General features: G+C 74.6%; 14 protein-coding genes and 1 tRNA gene. 9 read left to right on the top strand and 6 right to left on the bottom strand.

The genetic code is table 11. The annotated features are described in order from the left end of the window. Window positions 1-120: 120 nt before the first annotated feature. Both IE321_RS03925 and IE321_RS03930 read left to right on the top strand, forming a co-directional pair. A complete protein-coding gene (locus tag IE321_RS03925; RefSeq protein WP_190221788.1) occupies window positions 121-2,166 on the top strand; it encodes a hydantoinase/oxoprolinase family protein in 2,046 nt (681 codons plus the stop codon). Further along, on the top strand, window positions 2,163-3,872 hold the full coding sequence (locus IE321_RS03930; protein WP_190221789.1) for a hydantoinase B/oxoprolinase family protein: 1,710 nt from the start codon (window positions 2,163-2,165) through the stop codon (window positions 3,870-3,872). The genes IE321_RS03925 and IE321_RS03930 overlap by 4 nt, the downstream gene beginning before the upstream one ends. On the opposite strand, the gene IE321_RS03935 is transcribed toward IE321_RS03930, so the two are convergent. The 4 genes from IE321_RS03935 to IE321_RS03950 form a co-directional block, all read right to left on the bottom strand. Continuing rightward, window positions 3,836-5,590: a helix-turn-helix domain-containing protein gene (locus IE321_RS03935; protein ID WP_226652905.1), complete on the bottom strand. Its 1,755-nt coding sequence runs from the start codon at window positions 5,588-5,590 to the stop codon at window positions 3,836-3,838. The two genes, IE321_RS03930 and IE321_RS03935, sit on opposite strands and share 37 nt — an antisense overlap. Next, on the bottom strand, window positions 5,587-6,750 hold the full coding sequence (locus tag IE321_RS03940; RefSeq protein ID WP_190221790.1) for a DUF917 domain-containing protein: 1,164 nt from the start codon (window positions 6,748-6,750) through the stop codon (window positions 5,587-5,589). Before IE321_RS03940 ends, IE321_RS03935 begins: the two co-directional genes overlap by 4 nt. Next, entirely contained in the window at window positions 6,747-8,240 is a 1,494-nt protein-coding gene (locus tag IE321_RS03945; protein ID WP_190221791.1) for a hydantoinase/oxoprolinase family protein, read from the bottom strand. Before IE321_RS03945 ends, IE321_RS03940 begins: the two co-directional genes overlap by 4 nt. A gap of 113 nt (window positions 8,241-8,353) precedes the next feature. Next, complete coding sequence (locus IE321_RS03950) at window positions 8,354-9,643, bottom strand: MFS transporter (RefSeq protein WP_226652907.1); 1,290 nt, start codon at window positions 9,641-9,643, stop codon at window positions 8,354-8,356. Between the two features lie 293 nt (window positions 9,644-9,936). Here IE321_RS03950 and IE321_RS03955 point away from each other — a divergent pair, with 293 nt between their 5' ends. From IE321_RS03955 to IE321_RS03975, 5 genes are all read left to right on the top strand, one after another. After that, window positions 9,937-10,494, top strand: coding sequence for a GNAT family N-acetyltransferase (locus tag IE321_RS03955; RefSeq protein WP_190221792.1), 558 nt, complete (start codon window positions 9,937-9,939; stop codon window positions 10,492-10,494). Between the two features lie 137 nt (window positions 10,495-10,631). Further along, a tRNA-Met gene (locus tag IE321_RS03960) sits at window positions 10,632-10,705 on the top strand. A 303-nt stretch (window positions 10,706-11,008) separates the two neighbouring features. Beyond that, window positions 11,009-12,826 (top strand): FG-GAP repeat domain-containing protein, encoded by a 1,818-nt coding sequence (locus IE321_RS03965; protein WP_190221793.1) that lies wholly within the window; start codon window positions 11,009-11,011, stop codon window positions 12,824-12,826. 92 nt (window positions 12,827-12,918) lie between these two features. Continuing rightward, a complete protein-coding gene (locus tag IE321_RS03970; protein WP_190221794.1) occupies window positions 12,919-15,138 on the top strand; it encodes an FG-GAP-like repeat-containing protein in 2,220 nt (739 codons plus the stop codon). Between the two features lie 106 nt (window positions 15,139-15,244). Next, entirely contained in the window at window positions 15,245-17,353 is a 2,109-nt protein-coding gene (locus tag IE321_RS03975; protein ID WP_190221795.1) for a hypothetical protein, read from the top strand. Here the strand turns inward: IE321_RS03975 and IE321_RS03980 are convergent. Continuing rightward, complete coding sequence (locus IE321_RS03980; RefSeq protein WP_190221796.1) at window positions 17,337-17,786, bottom strand: hypothetical protein; 450 nt, start codon at window positions 17,784-17,786, stop codon at window positions 17,337-17,339. The two genes, IE321_RS03975 and IE321_RS03980, sit on opposite strands and share 17 nt — an antisense overlap. A gap of 102 nt (window positions 17,787-17,888) precedes the next feature. Here IE321_RS03980 and IE321_RS03985 point away from each other — a divergent pair, with 102 nt between their 5' ends. Both IE321_RS03985 and IE321_RS03990 read left to right on the top strand, forming a co-directional pair. Then, complete coding sequence (locus tag IE321_RS03985) at window positions 17,889-18,176, top strand: hypothetical protein (protein ID WP_190221797.1); 288 nt, start codon at window positions 17,889-17,891, stop codon at window positions 18,174-18,176. Beyond that, a complete protein-coding gene (locus IE321_RS03990; protein WP_190221798.1) occupies window positions 18,176-18,601 on the top strand; it encodes an HIT domain-containing protein in 426 nt (141 codons plus the stop codon). The genes IE321_RS03985 and IE321_RS03990 overlap by 1 nt, the downstream gene beginning before the upstream one ends. 102 nt (window positions 18,602-18,703) lie before the next feature. Here the strand turns inward: IE321_RS03990 and IE321_RS03995 are convergent, their stop codons facing one another. Then, the gene (locus IE321_RS03995; protein ID WP_190221799.1) at window positions 18,704-19,771 is read right to left on the bottom strand and encodes an ArsR/SmtB family transcription factor; all 1,068 of its coding nucleotides are present in this window, start codon (window positions 19,769-19,771) and stop codon (window positions 18,704-18,706) included. Between the last annotated feature and the right edge of the window lie 54 nt (window positions 19,772-19,825).

Here is a 19,825-nt window from a genome sequence, read left to right on the forward strand (position 1 = left end):
CCCCCTGCGTGGGTGTGCCGCATGCACAGCCGGTCTCCTCCGTCTGTGCGCCGCGCACGGGAGCCGCTCCCCCGCCTCTCGTTAGCGTCCGGGCATTCCCCGAGACAGCCGGGAGGCGGCATGACATACCGGGTGGCCATGGACATCGGTGGGACGTTCACCGATGTCGTCGCCTATGACGAGACGAGCGGCACCTACCGCGCGGCGAAGGCGCCGACGACGCCGGGAGACCTGGCGGAGGGCGTCTTCGCCTCGCTGGAGCGGGCGGTGGAGGATCCCGCGGCGATCTCCTTCTTCGTCCACGGCACGACCCAGGGCCTGAACGCCCTGCTGGAGCGCAAGGGCGCCCGTGTCCTGCTCCTCATGTCCGAGGGCATGCGGGACGTCTACCACATCGCCCGGGGCAACCGGGACCGGATGTTCGACCTGCACTACCGCAAGCCGGTGCCACTGGTGGAGCGGTACGCCACGGCCGAGGTCGGCGGGCGGCTCGACTGGCGCGGTGAGGAACTGCGTCCGCTCGACGAGGAGGCGGTGCGGGCCGCGGCCCGGCGGGCGAAGGACGAGGGTTTCACGGCGGTCGCCGTCTCCTTCCTCTTCAGCTACGTCGAACCGGCGCACGAGCGGCGGGCCGGGGAGATCCTCGCGGAGGAGCTGGGCGAGGACGTGATGGTCGTCCTCTCGCACCGCGTGGCGGGCGAGTGGCGCGAGTACGAGCGGACGTCGTCGGCCGTCCTCGACGCGTACACCGGGCCCGTCGTGCGCCGGTACCTCGGCCGGATCGAGGAGCGGTTCGCCGAGCGCGGTCTCGGTGTGCCGGTACAGGTCATGCAGTCCTCGGGCGGGGTCGTCAACGCCGCCTTCGCCCGCCGCCACCCGCTCCAGACGCTGCTGTCCGGGCCGGTCGGCGGCACCATGGGCGGTGTCGCGGCGGCCGCCCTGCTCGGCCGGCCGAACGCGATCTGCGTCGACATGGGCGGCACGTCGTTCGACGTCTCCCTCGTCCTCGACGGGCGGCCCGACATCTCCAACGAGGGTGCGGCGGACGGTTTTCCGGTCCTGATGCCGCTGGTCAACCTGCACACGATCGGCGCGGGCGGCGGCTCGATCGCCTACGCGGAGGCGGGCGGCCTGCGGGTCGGCCCCGAGTCCGCGGGGGCCGCTCCCGGACCGGCCTGCTACGGGCGCGGCGGTACCCGGCCGACCGTGACGGACGCGAACGCGGTCCTCGGCCGGGTCGACCCGGAGTGGTTCGCCGGCGGTCACATGACCCTCGACACGGGCGCGGCGCAGCGGGCCGTGGAGGGGCTCGCCACCGAACTCGGGCTCTCCGCCGTCGCGCTGGCCGGCGGCATCTGCGGGGTCGCCAACGCCAAGATGGCGCAGGCGATCCGCACCCTCACCGTGGAACACGGCCTGGAGCCGCGCGAGTTCACCCTCCTCGCCTTCGGCGGAGCCGGCCCGATGCACGCGGTGGAGATCGCCCGTGAGCTCGGGGTGGCGGAGGTCGTCGTGCCGCGCTTCCCCGGCGCGTTCTCCGCGTGGGGCATGCTCGGCACCGAGGTCCGCCGCGACCTGACCCGACAGTTCTTCACCTCCGGTGACGCCCTCGACGGCGCCGCCATGGCGTCGGCGCTGGACGCGCTGGGCATCGAGGGGCGCGCCGTCCTCGGCGAGCAGGGCGTGCCCGTCGGGCTGCGGCGGGTCGAGCACGCCGTCGACATGCGGTACGAGGGCCAGGACTACACCCTCACCGTGCCGCTCGACGACTCCGCCGAGCCCGCCGCCGAGGGGTTCCTCGCCCGGGTGTCGGCGCGCTTCGCCGGTCTGCACGAGCGGCGGTACGGCCACGCCACCCCGGGGGCCCCGGTCGAGTTCGTGACGCTGCGCACCACGGCGCTCGGCGGATCACCGGACCTCGCCCCGGCCGGGTACGCCCCGGAGGCCGGGGAGAACCCGTGGGCCGGTCGCGTCAAGCCGGTCTTCTTCGACGGCGCAAGCCACGAGACGCCCGTCCTGCGCCGCGAACACCTGGCCGCGGGCGAGGAGTTCAGCGGTCCGGCGATCGTCGTCGAGGCCACCTCCACCACCGTCGTACCGCCGGACGCCCACGTCACCGTCGACGCGAACGGCTTCCTCGTCATCAAGCTCGGAGGCACCGCGTGAGCACCCCCACCCCGGCGGACCGGACCGCTGTCGACCCGGTCACCACGGAGATCATCCGCTGCGCCCTGCTCCAGGCCGCGGAGGACATGAACACCACCCTGATCCGCTCGGCGTACACCCCGACCATCTACGAGGCCAAGGACTGCGCGGTCGCCCTCCTCGACCGCGACCACCACGTCCTCGGCCAGTCCTCGGGGCTGCCGATCTTCCTCGGCAACCTGGAGGAGTGCACCCGGGCCACGGAGCGGATGTACGGCTCCGACGTGTGGCGCGAGGGCGACGTGTGGGTGCTGAACGACTCGTACATCGGCGGGACCCACCTCAACGACGTGACCGTCTACGCCCCCATCCACGTCCGGGGCGAGCTCGTCGGCTTCGCCGCCTCGCGGGCCCACTGGATCGACATGGGGTCGAAGGACCCGGGGGGTTCGATGGACTCCACCTCGATCCACCAGGAGGGTCTGCGGATGGGTCCGCTGAAGATCTACGAGGGTGGTGAACCGTGCGTGCTCGTACACGATCTGATCGCCCGCCAGGTGCGTTTCCCGCAGCCCACGCTCGGTGACATGCGCGCCCAGGTGGCCTGCGCCCTGACCGGCGCCCGGCGGCTGGCGGAGATCGTGGAGCGCTGGGGCACGGACACGCTGCTGGCGGCGCGCGACGCCATCTTCGCGCAGACCGAGCGCCTGGAGCGCGAGCAGATCGCGGCCGTCCCCGACGGGGTGTACGAGGCGACCGGTCGGCTCGACAACGACGGCATCGACCTGGACGTGCCACTCTCCGTCACCGTCCGCGTGACGATCGACGGCGACCGGATGACGATGGACCTCACCGAGTGCGCCGACCAGGCGACCGGGCCCGTCAACTGCGGCGCCGCGCAGACCGTCGCCGCGTGCCGGGTCGGCTACAAGCTCCTCGTCAGTGGCGAAGTGCCGCTCAACGGCGGGTCGTTCAAGCCGCTCGACGTCGTCACCCGTCCTGGTTCCATGCTGGCCGCGATCGAACCCGCCGCCTGCCAGTACTACTACTCCCACCTCGGTCTCGTCATCGACCTCGTCGTCCGCGCGCTCGCCCCGGCCGTGCCGGAGCGGGCCGCGGCCGCCTCCTACGGCGACTCGATGATCGTGCAGTTCACCGGCCTCGACCCGCGGACGGGCAAGCTGTTCGTCTCCCAGGAGGCGACCGTCGGCGGCTGGGGCGCCTGGGAGACCGGCGACGGCGAGTCCTGCCTGATCAACAACGTCAACGGCTCGCTCCGCGACATGCCCGTGGAGGTCCTGGAGACCCTCTTCCCCGTGCGGGTCGAGGAGTACGCCGTACGGGCCGACTCCGCGGGCACCGGCCGCACCCGGGGCGGCAACGGCGTGGTGCGCCAGTACCGCTTCACCGCCGACCAGGACCTCTCCCTGTGGTGGGAGCGGTCGGACACGCCGGCGTGGGGCCTGTTCGACGGCGGGGCCGGCGCCCCGCCGCGCGTCACCCTCAACCCCGGCCGCGCCGAAGCCCGTTCCCTGCTCAAGGTGAACGCGCTGCCCGTCCGCGCGGGCGACGTCCTGCGCTGCGAGAGCGGCGGGGGCGGCGGCTTCGGCCCCGCCGCCGAGCGGGACCCCGCGGCGGTCGCCGAGGACGTCCGGCAGGGCCTGCTGAGCCCCGGCCGCGCCGCGGCCGACTACCCGGCCGGCTCCCCTTCCGGGGGCTCCGCCTGATCCTCCGGCACCTCGGGCTCCGTCGCGTCCAGCTGCACCCGGCACGCCAGGTGCAGCGGCAGGCGGAGCCCCGGGTCGTCCGGATCGCAGCCGAGGGCGCGGAGCCGTTCGAGGCGGGCGCTCACGGTGTTGCGGTGCACCCCGAGCCGGGCCGCCGCGACCGACGGCGCCCCGCCGACGTCGAGCAGCACCGCCAGGGTCCGCAGCAGCGACCCGTCGCGGTCCACCGCGAGGAGGGGCGCGAGCAGGGCCCGCGCGGGGGCCCGCAGCGCCTCGCGGGGCAGCGCGGTGAGCAGGTGGGCCGGGCCGACCCGGTCCGCGCGCACGACGGTGCCCGGCCGGGCCACCCCGACCGCGGCCACCGCGTCGGCGAGGGCCTGCCCGAGACCTCCGAGGGAGGCGACCGGTCCAGCGACCGCACCCGCGGAGGGCGCCGGCAGGCCGGGCTCGGAGCAGGCGGCGCGCAACCGGCGTTCGGCGCGGGCCAGGGGGTCGCGCCCTGCGCCGTCCGGGTCCGCCACGGACTCCCAGGCCACCCACACGCCCTCGTACGCGATCAGGGGTCCGGCCCCCGTGCCGGCCCGGGCCCAGCGGGCCGCGAGCAGCGGCCCGGTCTCCGGCCCGGGCGGCCCCGAGTCCGGGGCGGCCGGGCCGAACGGCCGGACGGCGTGGACGACGAAGGGCCCGCGCAGCGGCCAGCCGAGGGCGACCGCCGCGGCGAGCAGCGGATCGTGCGGGTCGGCGGCGCCGGTCTCCGGCGGGTTCGGCTCGGCCCGGCCCAGGGCCCGCCGCTCGTCCCCCGTCGGGTCCTCCAGCACGTCCCGTGGTGCGTCTGCCCCGGGGCTCCGCCGCTCGTTCCCGACCGGGGCACGCCGCTCCCCCGGGTCCCGTCGCGCGCCGTCGGGCTCGGCGGTGGTGTCGTCGCCGTAGCGGGCGAGGAGTTCCGCCAGCAGGCCCGAGGCGCGGCGCCCGTCCCGTTCGGCGGCGAGGCGTTCGGTCGCCGCCCAGGCGGTCAGGGGCGCGACGGCGAGCCCGAGGACCTCGCGCACGGTGGCCTCCCAGCCGGCCGGGCGGTCCCGGAAGCCCGCCGTCAGGACGGCGAGCGGTTCTCCGCCGGGCCCGGCGACCTCCACCGTCACCCGCGCGGTCCGGTCCGTGGGGTCGAGCGCCCCGGCGCGACCCGCGAGCAGCTCCCCCGCCGGGCCGGTGAGCGCCACGGAGGTGGCGGGGAGGACCGCGTGGAGCGCGGAGAGGAGCCGTGCGGGGCGGATGCCGGCCCCGGCGATCTGCCGGGCCGCGCCCGCGATCAGGGCGGTGCGCCCGGCCTCGGGGCGGGCGACGGCGGAGGCGATCCGCACGGCAGCGTCCAGCGGGTCGCCCGGCACGACCAGGAACGGGATGCCGAGCCGCCCCGCGAGCTCGGCGACCGAGCCGGGCAGGCCGGCCTCGCGTGAGACGACCACGCAGGCGGCCGCCTGCTCCCACGCCTTGCGCAGCGCCATCTCGACCGTCCAGGCGGCGGCCGCCGCCCCGGCGGTGAGGACGACGGCGCTGCGCGGGCGCACCTCGTCCAGCGCGGCGAGCCGGTCCACGATGCGTACCGCGGTGACGGGCACGGCGGCGCCGACCGGCCCGTGGACCTCGATGTCCGCGAGGGGGCCGTCCTGGAGCAGTTCGGTGAGGGTCAGGGGACGGAAGCCCGGGTCGGGTCCGCTCATCGGGTTCCTCCGCTTCCGGTGCGGGCGAGGGCCCGTCCTTCCGGGGTGTACCAGGCCGCCGGGGCCTCGATGACGACCACCTCGACGGCCGTTCCCGGCACGGCGCGCTCCACGTCCAGGACTCTGCGGTCGGTTCTGGAGAGCATGAGGATCTGGTCGGGCAGGGAGGCGGCCGGCGCGCCGTCCGCGAGGACGAGCAGGATCTCGTTGTGGGCCTCCAGCCGGAACCTCCGCCGCAGTCCCTCGTCCTCCTCGACGAGCACGCTGGTCGGGCGGGACGGCAGGGGCACGCGGTCGGGGACGCCGCCGAGCGTGCCGTGGGGCACCGCTGCGGCCGTACCGCCCGCCGGTCCGCCGGGCAGGCCGGTGAGGGGTCCGGCGGCGCCGTTCTCGTGGTTCTCGTACGCGCCCGCCGACTGTTCGACCGCCACGATCCGCCCGCGGCACAGGCTGCGGGGGCGCCAGGGCGCGAAGCGCGCCCGGCCGGTGGCCGCGCCGGCGGCGACGGCCCTGCTGACGGTTCCGGGGACGAGGCACGAGGCGAGCCGGGCACCGTCCATCGGGTACGCGGCGGCCACCGCCCAACCGCCGGAGGCGAGCACGAGGGGGCGGACGAGGTCCTCCACCCGGCCCCGCGCCGACTCCACGGCCACGACGTCGCCGCTCGGGGTGGCGAGGGCGAGCGGGGCGGGGGCGACGCCGGCGAGCGTGAAGAGGGTCTGTTCCAGGAGGGGCAGCACGCGTCCGCACCCGTCCCCGTCGACGAGCGGGAGGCCGCAGCGGGCGGCGGTCGCGAGGGCGATGAGGGCGTTCTCCGCGGCGGCGTTGAGCGGCACGACGGCCTCGGCGGCCCGGCCGGCGACCCGCTCGACGGCGCGCACGGCCCGGACCGGCTCCTCTCCCGTGGGCAGCTGCTCGGCGAGGGCGGCCGAGGCCCCGGCCAGGGTGACCGCCACGCAGAGCCCGGTGCCGGGCAGCCGGTCCACGGGGAGCAGCGGGACGGGTCCGTGCGCGGCGAGTTCCGCGGCGGCCCAGTCGAGTGCCACGTGGTAGGCGGACTCCTCGGTCCCCGCGGCGAGGACGCGTGCGCCGACGGCGAGGTCTTCCAGGTCGTCGACGGTCAGCGCGCGGACCGGGCGGCCGGCGGCCGGCGCGGTCATGGCGTCGCGCCCGGGGCAGGGGCGCCCGCCGCCCGTACCGTCACGCGGTGCACCCCCGCGGGCAGATACGCGACGGGGGCGTGGGCCAGGCTCTCGATCCGTACGGAACCGGGGGCCGCCCCGGCCGCGACGCACCGCGAGAGGGCGTGGTCGCGGACGGCGGCGAGCGCCTGGTCGAGCTCGGCGCGGCCCGCGGCGGAGATCACCTGCTCCACTTCGATCCGGCAGTCCGCCCGCGCGGCGTAACGGGCGGCGTCGGTGAGCCGGGGGTACCGGCCGTGGAGGGCGGGGTCTGCGTCGGCCCCGGCGCCGGTCCGGACGTCCGTGCGGGCGTCCGTCCGGGCGTCCGTCCGCGCGTCGGCTCCCGCGCCGGTCCGGCCAGTGGTTCGGGTGTCGGCCCGGGTCACGTTTCTGCCGGTCCCCCGCTCCCGGTCTCCGGCCGGGGGCTCCCCCGGTCCGACCGGAGCGCCGAACGCCTCGGCCCGGCCGCCCGTGTACAGCACGCCGGCACCGGGGACCCGTTCCAGCAGCCGGGCGACCGTCGCCGGAACCTCGGCCGCCTCCGCGCCGTCGGTCTCCACGACCTCCGGGGCGCCGAGCGCGAGGCGTACCCCGAAGGGGCCCGGAAGCAGCCGCGTGGAGCGTTCCGGCTCGCCGTCGCGCACGACGAGACACCGGACAGAGCGGGCGCCCGCGTCGACGACGACCGCCTGGTCGAGTCCGGTACGGGCGAGGGCGCCCCGGGCGGCGCAGGCCGAGGCGGGGGCGGTGGCGATCACGGGGTGCCGGGCGAAGTACTCGGCCGACACGAGCCCTCCGTCGTCCCGGGCGAAGCAGAGGGGTGCCGCGATCCGCGCGGACCGCAGCGCGGCACGGCAGTCGGCGACGAGCTCCTCGGCCCAGCCGCCGAGGGCGGCGTTGACGGCGGTGGCGTTCTCGCGCTCGCGCAGGCCGGCGGCGCCGGTCTCGTACGAGAGGCTGAGCGACGCCCCGGGCACCGTGGCCGCGAGGACCGCCGCCGCGTCCAGTTCGGGTCCCGGCCGGGCGGGGGCACCGGCCGCGCACACGGCGAAGACCCGGACGCCCGCGTCCCGGGCCCGGCCGGCGAAGGCCGCGGCGCCGTCCCGGTCGAGCGGGCCGAGCGACCCGCCGGTGACGGCGCTGCCGCCGGCGACGACGCCCGTCAGCCCTCCGAGCGCGGTGTGCGCCGCCTCGGGCCGGTCGGCGAGCGGCGCGAGCGCGGCATGGCTCCCGGGGGCGATGCGCAGGACGGCGACGGGCCGGGGGCGGGGCGGCCGGCGGGCCAGGTCGGTGACGACGGCGACCGCCCCGACCGGTCCGGGGAGCGGGCCGAGCGCGGCGAGCGCCCGCCGGACGCAGAGTCCGGTGCGGGGAGCGCTGTCGACGACGGCCTCGGCGAGCACCCGGCCCGCCGCGTCGACGAGCACGGCGGTGCTGGTGGCGCGCCCCACGTCGATTCCGATCCGCATGTCCCCATCCTTCCACCGGCCGCGATCACGGGTGTCGGCTCGCGACCCCGGCCCCCGGGAGGGTCGGCCGCCCGGCCCCGGAAAGGTCCGCCACCCGCCTCTCGGAGGTTCGGCTATTCCAGGTCCTTGCCCTCGGTCTCCGGGAGCGGGGCCGCGCACAGGAGGGCGACGGCGAGGAAGGCCATGATGAAGAGGACCGTCGAGGAGTGTCCGGTGGCCCGGGCCAGCAGGTAGCCGACCACGGACGGGGCGAGGGAGGTGGCGCCGAGCTGGGCGGCCGTCGCCCACGAGTACCCGGTGGCGCGCAGGGCGGTCGGGTAGAACTCGCCGTTCCAGGTGTTCCAGACGCCCCAGGCGCCCAGGCAGAAGAACGAGAGGGCGAAGTTCGCCACGTACATGCTGGTCAGCGTGTCCGCGTAGGCGAAGGCCACTCCGGAGACGGCGGCGAGTCCGACGTACGGCAGGAAGACCTTCTTGCGGCCGTAGCGGCCGGTCAGCAGCGACGCGGAGACGTAGCCGGGGATCATGAAGACCGCGCTGAGGGCGACGAACCCCAGGCTGGCGGACATGCTGAGGCCCTTGTCCTGCAGGAGCGTCGGCAGCCAGGTCTGGAGGCCCCAGTAGCCCCAGTTGAAGGCGAAGTTCACGACGAGCATGAGGACCGTGACGCGCAGCAGGCGGCCGCGGAACAGGTCGAGCGGCTGCCCCGCGCGCTCCTTGCCCTCCGCCGAGGAGGCGAAGACCGTGCCTTCCGGCACGTCCGCCCCCAGCTTCCGGAGGACGGCGGCGGCCTCGGCGTGACGGCCGCGCTCCGCCAGCCAGTACGGGGACTCGGGCACCCACGCGCGGATCGCGAAGACCCAGGCGCCGGCCAGACCGCTGGCGACGGCGACGACGTGCCAGCCGAGACCGCCGAGGAGCTGGGTGACGCCGACGGCGAGGAGGACGCCGATCGGCCAGCCGACCGAGAGGTAGACCGCGGCCCGGCCCCGCAGCCGCGACGGCAGCAGTTCCAGGAAGTAGGGGAAGGTGACGGTGTAGATGCCGGCGAGGGCGAGGCCGGACAGGAACCGTGTGACCATCAGGACGGTGAAGTTCGGCGAGAACGCGCTGACCAGGGCGATGACGCCGTAGGCCGCCAGCGACCACAGGCAGACCGCGCGCCGGCCGATCCGGTCCGAGACCGGACCCCAGACGAGGCTGCCCGGGATCATGCCGAGCGCGACGGCGGACAGGGCCCAGCCGATGGCCCCCTCGTCGATGCCGAAGGAGCTCCCGAGGTCACCGGAGACGTAGACGAGGGCGAGCTGCTCCCACGACTCGATCACGAAGGCCATGAAGAGGGCCGTCGCGGCCAGCAGGTGGGCCCTCCGGAAGGGCATGTCCTCGAACCAGTACCCCACGGACCGGACCGGACCGGCCTCTCCGACCATGCCTTCCTCGCCTCTTGGTGCTGTTTCTCTCATGGCGCTCATCGACTGTCCTTCCGGGCCTCGGCACAGGCTACGCATCCCTCGACGTGAGGAGTGGCGGCACCCTAGGCGGACCCGCCCGGCACCGGATGTGCGCGGCGCACGGGGAACGGCCCCGGCGCCGTGCTCCCCGCACAGCCCGAGTGCCGCGACGGTCCTCCATGGAGGGTGCGGCGCCCGAAAACCGGTGGTGGGTCCGGCCGGCCCGTGGGGAGGATCGCGGCATGTCCACCTTCCTGAAGACCGACCGGCTCGTCCTGCGCGCGTTCACGACGGCCGACACCGACCACCTGTTCGCGCTGGACAACGATCCCGAGGTCATGCGTTTCCTCAACGGCGGTCGCCCGACCAGCCGCGAGGCGGTCGAGACGCGGGTCCTGCCGCGGCTCCTGCACGACCACCCGTGCTGGGGGACCCGCGGCTACTGGGCCGCCCAGGAGAAGGACACCGGCACCTTCCTGGGCTGGTTCGAGTTCCGGCCGCTGGACGAGGGCAGCCCCGCCGTGGTCGAACTCGGCTACCGGTTGAACCGGGCGGCGTGGGGGCACGGCTACGCCACCGAAGGCTCCCGGGCCCTGATCCACAAGGGGTTCACCGACCTGGAGGTCGAGCGGGTCACGGCGAACACGATGGCCGTGAACACCCGCTCCCGCCGCGTCATGGAGAAGTCGGGCCTGGTCCTCGTCCGGCACTTCACCGGGGACTGGCCGGAGGCGATCGGGGGCTCCGAGCACGGTGAAGTCGAGTACGCGCTGACCCGGACCGAGTGGGACCGGCGGTAGACGTCGACGGCCCGGTCCACGGCTCGGGCGGATCGCCTGACGCGAACCGCCTACCGCGTGTCCCCCGGGCCAGGGGGTCTGCGGGGACGGCTTTGGTCTGAGAGGCCTCGCGGATGGCGTAGGGTGGTGTTCACCGACGCGGGGTGGAGCAGCTCGGTAGCTCGCTGGGCTCATAACCCAGAGGTCGCAGGTTCAAATCCTGTCCCCGCTACTGATGACGTGAGGCCCGGATCCACAGGATCCGGGCCTCACGTGTGTGGATACCCGCCCGCCGGCCCCGGCCCCTCACGAACACCCTGGATGCGATCCGCGGCGGACGTCGCGGACGTCGCACCGGCAGCCGGGGGCGGGCGCGGCTCAGGGACCCGCGACGCCGTCTGCCGTTGGTCGCGGTCGAGACGGCTCGTCGTGCGACCGCACGGACGATTCGCGGTCCTTCGTACAACCTTCCGACCCCACCCCCTGTCTGATCGGGCACGGCACATCGGTGCTTCGTTCTTCCCTGGGGGTCTCTTTGCAGTACCGCACCACCACCGCCACCACCCGTCTCGCCGCCGCCGTCGCGGCCGTTCTCGCGTTGACCGTCGGCACGGGCGCGGTCGTCGCGCCTTCGGCGGCCGCCGCCACCACCACCGAGACGTCCGACGACCCCTTCCGCTCCCTGCTGCCGGGGACCGTGCTGCTCGGCGCGGGGGCGCAGGGCTACGTCCTCGACGTCCCCACCGGGGATCAGGACTACAGGAAGCTGCGCTGGGTACCGTACGCGGGCGGCCCGCACCGCGACTTCGACGACTACCGGTTCGACTACGACACCTGGCACGACGTGTCCGGGGAGATGCTGGCCGGGTCGTCAGAGGGCTACTACGGCATGGGCTACGACCTGAGGACCGGGGAGACCTGGCGCGCGGACCCGGTGCCCGGTGTCCTCGACGCCCTCTACGCGGGCACCGCCGGGTCGGCCGTCGCCCTGAGGCCCGACGACAGCCAAGGGGAGAAGAGTCCCCTGTGGCTGGACACGAAGGACGCGGCGCCTCGCGAGATCCGGGGGCTGCCCGCGGGGACCAGCTATCTGAAGGTGCGTCCGGCCACCGCGACGGTGGGCCTGCTGGATTTCCGCACCGCCGAGGGCGAACAGCGGGTGGGGCTGATCGACCTGGCCACCGTCACGGTGTCGGAGACGTACCCGAGAGTGCAGGCGGTCTCGGCGACCCGGGTGGCGTGGGCCGAGGAGGCGAGCTCGGCCTCCGGTCGTCACGTGGTGGTCCGCGAGCGGACGACCGGCAAGCACGTGGTCGTCCCGGTGGCGGGCACCGGCCCCCTCGCCGTGGAACTGCTCGGTGACTGGCTGCTGTTCGGGGGTCAGGCACGGCACCTGGTGACCGGGACGACGGTCACTCTCTTCGATCGGGTCGACGCCCTGTCCACCGTCGTCGATGGAACAGCCGTCGTCGCGCAGGGCGCCCGGGAAGGAGACGTCGGCATCCACCGCGTCGCGCTCGGTGCCGACGACAAGCCCGTCGTGACGTTCATGGCCCGCAGCACCACCCCGGCCGGCCTCGCCCACGACATCGACGCCGACGGGTACCCCGACCTCCTGGGCCGGGACGCCTCGGGGACGCTGTGGCGGGACAGCGCCGCGGACGGCCGCCCCCGGGCGTCGGCCGGCACCGGCTGGCAGGGCTACGACAAGATCGAGGTCGTCGGCGACGCCATCGTCTCGGGCGGGTCCGACAACTACGCGGCGGACGTGGTCGCGCGGGACGCGGCCGGCGTCCTCTGGCTCCACCAGGGCGACGGCAAGGGCGGTTTCCTCCCCCGGACCCGCATCGGCGGCGGCTGGCAGACGTACGACAGGATCGCCGGCGGCAGCGACTTCACCGGCGACGGCCGAGCGGACCTCGTCGGCAGCGACAAGACCGGCGCGCTCTACCTCTACGAGGCCACCGGGGACATCGGCTACCCCTACGAGACCCGCAAGAAGATCGGCGACGGCTGGGGCGTCTACAACCAGCTCACCGCGGTCGGCGACATCGGCGGCGCGGCGGGCGGGGACCTCGTCGCCCGCGACAAGGACGGCCTCCTGTGGCTCTACCTCGGCAAGGGGGACGGCACCTTCACGGCCCGCAAGCCCATCGGGGGCGGCTGGCAGGTCTACGGGCAGCTCACCGGGGCCGGGGACGTGAACCACGACGGACGGGCCGACCTCTTCGCCCACGAGTCCGCGACGGGCCGGGTCTACCTCTACACCGGGACCGGCGACTGGCACGCGCCCTTCGCCAAGAAGGCCGTCTCGGACGTCCATGTGGGTTTCTCCTACGACCACTTGGCCTGATCCGTTCGTACAACCATGTGATCCACTCGTGAGTCTGACCGGGCACGGCACGTGAACGCGTGCCGAGCCAGGTCTTCTCATGGGGGTCTCACTTGCAGCACCGCACCGCCGGCACCGCCCGTCTCGCCACCGCCGTCGCGACCGTCCTCGCCGTGACGTCCCTCGGGGCCGGAGTCCTCGCCACCGCCCCGGCCGCCTTCGCGGCCACGCCGGCCGCCGTGTCCGCCGGCTCCGCGGCGGAGGCGGACTCCCCCGCCGTCCTTCCGGAGGGCGCCGACCTCGGCGGCATCTCGCCCTCGGGCTTCCTCACCTACTCCTTCGAGCGGGACGGCAGCCGGAAGCTGCTCTGGACGCCGTTCGACGGCGGTGCCCCGACCCCGCTCGGCGAGCCGGAGGGCTGGGCCCTCGGCGGCGGTGACGTGGTCGTCCTCGGCGACGCCGGGTGGACCGCCCGGATGACCGCGCTCAGCCTGCGGAACATGGCCGACCCGTCCGCCCCGGCCGTGGACATCGACCTCGGCCCGCTCGACGGCACCTACGTCACGGTGCTCGGCCCCGACAGCGTGCTCGCGCAGCTCAGGAACGGCGACGGGACGACGGAACTGCACGTGGTCACCAAGGCCGGTGCCGAGACGACCCACCGCAAGGTCGAGGGGCTGCCGGCGGACGCCGCCGACTTCTTCGGCTCGGACGTCCAGGACGGCACCGTGCTCGTCGGCTACGCGACGGGCCCCGCCGACGCGCGGACCGGCGGCCGGGCCGTCGTCGACGTGGCGACCGGAACGGTCTCGGAGACGTACGCGTCCGCCGAGGGCGGCTACGACTTCAGCGGGCTGCAGTTCTCCGACTCGCACGTGGCCTGGACCGACTACGACAGCGCGTCCGGCCTGTACATCACCTCCGTCGACCGCACGACGAAGGAACGGAAGAAGACCGTCCTGGGTGCCCGCGACAGCGAAGCCTACGCGGCCCTGATGGGCTCGTGGCTGGTGCACGGCGACCCGACGACCGCCGTGAAGGCCCTCGACCTGACCACCGGCGAGACCCGCGAGCTCGCCCCCAGGGCGACCGCCGCCGCCTCCGTCGGCGACGGCACCGTGGTGTTCCAGGGCGAGACGGCCGCCGACGGCAAGGGCCTGTTCCGGATCGCCGAGGCGGCCGACGGCGGCTTCTCGCTCACCAAGGTGGCGAGCCCGGCATCGGCGGTGCCGCTGACCTTCGAGCAGACCCAGGTGCCCGAGACGGTGAACCTGGACGAGTCCGGCGGCTCCGTCACCCTCAACTGGACGCTGTCGCGCCCCGACGCCTCCGTGGTCGTCACGCTCACGCACACGGCCACCGGCAAGGAGGTCACCGAGGCCGCGTACTCCCCCGCCGAGGACGGGCACTTCGCCTTCGCCTGGGACGGCACCATCGACGGCGTGGACGCGCCGAACGGCGCCTACACCGTGGAGGCCCGCGCGGAGCTCCACAACGGCGCCGTCGAGCCCGTGACCCGGACCTCGCCGGTCACCGTCACCCGCACGGCCAACCCGCACGACTTCACGGACAACGGCTCCACCGACGTCCTCGCCCGCGACGCCTCCGGCGTGCTCTGGCGCGACGACCTGCGCGACCGCCCGGTCGACGGCCGGGTCGAGAGCGCCCAGCGCGCCCAGATCGGCGCCGGGTGGAACACGTACACGCACATCGAGGCCGCCGGGAACATCGCCGGCGCCGCGCACGGCGACCTCGTGGCCGTCGACGGCTCCGGCACGATGTGGCACTACCTCGGCAAGGGCGACGGCACCTTCACCGCCCGCCGCCAGGTCGGCGGCGGCTGGCAGGTCTACGACAAGCTCGCCGGCGGCTCCGACCTGAACGCCGACGGACGCGCCGACCTCCTCGCCACCGACACGTCCGGCGGCCTGTGGTTCTACGCGGGCACCGGCGACGCCGCCCAGCCCTACAAGCCGCGCGTGAAGGTCGGCAGCGGCTGGCAGATCTACAACCAGATCACCGCCGTCGGGAACATCGCCGGAGCGTCCGGCGGCGACCTCGTCGCCCGCGACAAGGACGGCGTCCTGTGGCTGTACCTCGGCAAGGAGGACGGAACCTTCGCCGCCCGCCGCGAGATCGGCGGCGGCTGGCAGGCCTTCTCCCAGCTCGTGGGCGCCGGAGACGTCGACAGCGACGGGCGCCCGGACCTCGTCGCCTACGGGGCCGGCGGCACCTACGTCTACCGGTCCACCGGGTCCCTCACCTCCCCCCTCACCCGCACGGACACCGCCCTCTACGCGGGTGAGGGAACGAAGTTCACCAGCGTCTCCTGACGCACCGGGGCTTCGGCCCGCAGCCCCGTTCGCTCTCCTCGCGAGTCCTCCGGGTGCGGCCTTCACGGCCGCACCCGGGCGACCCCGTCCGACCGGAGGACCCCACGTGTCCCGTACCCGCCCGTCCAGGCCGCTGCTGACCGCCGCCGTCCTCACCGCCGGGGCCGTCACCGGCACCCTCGCGGCCGCCCCGGCCACCGTCGCCGCGCCCCTGACCGCGCCCGTGACCGCGCCCCTGGCCGCCGCGGAGGACGTCGCGCCCTTCCCCAAGGGCGGCACGCTCCTCAGCGGCGGGAGGACCGGATTCCTCGCACGGGCGGGAACGGGCACGGCGCCGTACTTCTGGACGTCGTACGACGGCACCGTCACCGCCCTGCCCGGCGCCCGCCACCTCGGCGCCGACGGGTCCGACACGGTCGTGCAGGACTCCGGCGACGGCACGTACACCCTGCGCGACATGGGGTCGGACGCCCCGCCCGTCGTCATCACCACGCCCGGCCGGCTGGTCGCCGTCGTGGACACGACGCTCGTGATCCAGGACGCGGGCGACATCCACCTGGTGGACAAGGTGGGCGACCGGGTGCTCCGCCGGACGGTGACCGGCCTGCCGGCGAGCGGGGCGGACGTCGTCAGCACGGCGCCGGGGGCGCTCGCCGTGCGGACGGGCACTCCCTCCGCGCAGTACCTCTCCCTGGTGCACCTCTCCTCGGCCTCGGTGGTCAAGACCGTCCAGGCCCGCAACTCCATCCTGGGATTCGAGTCCGTCGCCGTCTCGAAGACCCACCTCACCTGGTACGACTACACGGCCGCGGACGACGGCGCGTCGTACTGGCTGTACGACACCGGGAGCGGCCGGACCCGGGAGCTGGGCGGTTACGGCGGCGGCGAGTGGGCCGCCCTCTCGGCGGACTGGCGGGCTCTCGGCGGCACCGGAGGGCTCAGCCTCCACTCCCTCACCGACAACCGGGCGCTGACCGTCCTGGACCGCGTCCGCGGCGTGCGCCCCGGAGCGGACGGCGCCTTCCTCGTGGACGGCACCCTCGACCGGGTGGAGGGGATCTACCGGGTCACCGTCGGCGCCGACGGCAAGGCCGCCGCGGAGCTCGTGGCGAGCAGCGGACGCCTCCCGGACCTCGTCGTGACGACCGAACAGGTTCCGTCGGTCGTCGACTTCGACGCGACGGAGCGCTGGGTGGAATTCGCCTGGGACTTCAACCACCCCGTGGACCCCGTTCTCACCCTGACCCACAAGGCCACCGGCCGGCAGTGGTCCTTCTCCTCCGGTCACCACTCGCCGCCGCCCACCTACCGTTTCACGCTGGGCAGCCGGGGCTCCTGGGGCGACATCGCCGTCTACGACGGCGAGTACTCCTGGAAGATGACGGCCACGGAGGTGCTGAACGTCGGCCCGAGCCTGGAGCGGACCGGCACCCTGACCGTCAACCGCACCGCGGCCCACCGCGACCACGACGAGAACGGCAACCCGGACCTCCTGGTCCGCGACGGCGCCGGCGTGCTGTCCGCGTACGAGACCAAGCTGGTGCGCGAGGCGGAGTACGCCCTGGACCCGGTGGCGCCGACGGTGCTGGGCACCGGGTGGAACACGTACACGCTGATGGCCTCGCCGTCCGAGCGCACCCTCGTGGGCCGCGACCGCGACGGCGTCCTCTGGCTCCACAAGGGCGTGGACCAGAAGCTGCTCCCGCGCACGAAGGTCGGCGGTGGCTGGCAGGTCTACGACAAGATCACCGGCGGGTCGGACCTCAATGGCGACGGACGCGGCGACCTGCTCGCCACCGACACCTCTGGGGTGCTGTGGCTCTACGTCTCCACCGGCGACACCAGGACCCCCTTCAAGCCCCGCGTCAGGATCGGCGGCGGCTGGCAGACCTACAACCTCCTCCTCGCCCCGGGCGACATCGCCGGAGCCTCCGGCGGCGACCTCCTCGCCCGCGACAAGGACGGCGTCCTCTGGCTCTACCTCGGCAAGGGCGACGGCACCTTCACCGCCCGCCGCCAGATCGGCGGCGGCTGGCAGCAGTTCACCCACCTCGCCCCCTTCGGCGACCGGAACGAGGACGGCCGGATCGACCTGTACGCCATCGGGACCAAGGGCTCCCGGATCTACCCGACCACAGGCACGGTGGACCAGCCGTACGGAACCCCCGAAACCCTGCGCCGCACGTCCGACACCACCTTCAAGACCGTGTTCTGACCATGCCTCCGGTCCCGTCCGGAAGCCCGTGCCGGTCCTCCGCCCCGCCGCTGGTTCGCGTTCCGTCCGCTGCGTCCACCAAGGCGGTCAGTTCGGGCCGGGTGGTCCCGGCCGGCACACGCACGTCGAAGGTGTAGCCCCCGTCGCAGAAGACCAGGTCCAGGTGCGCGGGTGCGAGCGTACGAAAGGCGATCGCCAACCAGATCGCCTCCTCCTCCCCCACATCCATGTACAGACAGGTGCCGTCCTCGTGCAGGTACGCCTCACCCGGGCCGTACGCGGTCTCGAGCTCCCAGATGAGACTGCGCACCGCGCTGTGGGCCGACGCGTCGATCTCGGCATCGGTCCACCGAGCGAGGACGGCCTCGGTCAGCGCACCCCGATCCACATGCCACCCGCCCGCATCACCCTCCACCATGACCACGAATCTCATGGGCAGGGTGTATCAGACCCCGACCGCCGGATGCGGCCATCGAGGCGGTGCCGCCCGTCACCCCGCCCGGCGGGGCCCCGACCCGGGCGTCAGCCTCGGCGGATGACTCCTGCGCGACCTCCGAGGGCGATCACCCGCCAGGACGGCGGGCGGCTCCACGCCGACGTGATCGATTCCCGTGCCTCCACGGACGTCGGGGTCGGCGAAGAGTGGTTCCGCTCCCGTCTGATCGACGTGCGCACCGGCGCGGTCGGCGGCGAGCTCGCCGCCGGGGCGGTCCACCCGTACGACCTCGTGCCCCTGGGTGACGGCTCCTGGCTCACCGACGGACCCGTCCGTCGGCGGTGGGGTCCTTCGCCGTCCTCGCCCGTCCACCCGGCGGGGGTCTGATGGACTGCGTCTTCTGCCGGCTCCTGCGCGAGGACACCGGGCGGTGGGTGGCGCGCGAGGCGGACGTGTGCGCCTTCACTCCGCTGAACCCGCTCGCGCCCGGCCACACGCTGGTCGTTCCCACCCGTCACTACGCGGGCGTGCTCGACACGCCGCCCGAGGTGCTGGCCGCGTCGATGTCGCTGGTCCAGCGCCTGGCGGCGGCCATGCGGGCCGCGCTGGCCGCCCCGGGTGTCAACGTCCTGAGTGCCAGCGGACCCGGTTCGGAACAGTCGGTGCCCCACCTGCACTTCCACGTCGTCCCCCGGTGGGTGGACGACGGGATCTCCACGTGGCCGACGGGCACGTCCCGTCACCGGCTGGTCGGCGACCCGGGCGAGATGCTGGCCGACGCGCTCCTCCGCCTCGACCGGACCCAGACGTGAGCCGGAGCGCCTTCGGGGACAGTGGTGGCGCGCGCCCGGGGCGTCGCCGGCCCGTCCGGCCCCGCTCCCAGGTGCGGCGACGCCGGCGCGGACCGGCCGCCGTCACGTCGAGCGGCGCCGCGCCGGAAGGCCGTACCGGCGGTCGACGGCGAGGGCCGTCCCCAGGTCGGTCCTGGCGTAGCGGACGACGCGGCCTCTGCGGTGGCGGTCGACCAGTCCGGCGCGCAGCAGGATGCCGAGGTGGTACGACACGGTCGCGTTGCTCCAGCCGGTCCTGCGGCTCAACTCGACGGTGGAGGCGGGTGCGTCGAGCGTGGTCAGCAGCGCGGCCCTGGTCACGCCCACGAGTCCTGTCAGGGCAGATTCGGCCGGGCCCGCCGGGCGCTCCCCCAGGGCGCCGATGCCGCGCGCACGATAGAACAGGACCGGCGTGTGGGGGCGTTCGGCGGCGAACAGCACCGGGCCGGTGTGCGTCGTGACCGGCACGAAGAGCACTCCTTCGTCGGCCCAGTCGATGATCCCGGAGTAGGCGCGCTCCAGTACGAGTTCGGTGCCCGTCCACCGCATCCGCTCGCCGAGATCGTCGAGCACCGCCGCCGCGCCGTGCGCGGCCATCCGGTCGGCGCGGTTGCCGATGTCGGCGTCCAGTACCGCGCGGACCCGTGGCCAGTCCGGCGCCAGTACGGACGCGAACAGGGCCTCCATCGCCGTGGCGGCGGCGGTCGCGACGGCGGCTCCGCCCTCGCGTGCCACGGTCGCGAGCGCGGGGGGCATGGGTCGCCGCCACCGCTCGTAGGCCGCCTCGCTCCGGTGGAGCGCGAGGACGTCGGGCCACACCCGGCGGCCTCGGATCGCGATGTCGAGCTGGTAGTCGACCTCCTCTTCCGGGGTCGCCGCGATACGGGCGGCCACCTCCGGCATCGACTCGCCGGGGCGCGGCACGGGGGTCAGGAAGTCCGGGGTGTAGCTGTGGTCGGCGGGCACCAGGGCCTCCAGCAGCGCCCGTTGTCCCGGCGAGAGGGCCCGCAGGGCACGAGCGTGCCATTCCCGTGCGTGAGCGGCGGGATGCCGGCCGCGGTGCCGCAGCACGCCGAGGACCTCCATGGCCGCGGACGTGGCGAACCGCGACCTGCTCCACGCCCGTGCGTCCAGTCGCAGCCTCATCGCCATGCCGAGAGTGTCCCATCGGCGCCGGGTCGGGCCGATGGATTCGAAGGGCCTCGA

Source organism: Streptomyces hydrogenans (assembly GCF_014656075.1).
GTDB lineage: Bacteria > Actinomycetota > Actinomycetes > Streptomycetales > Streptomycetaceae > Streptomyces > Streptomyces hydrogenans.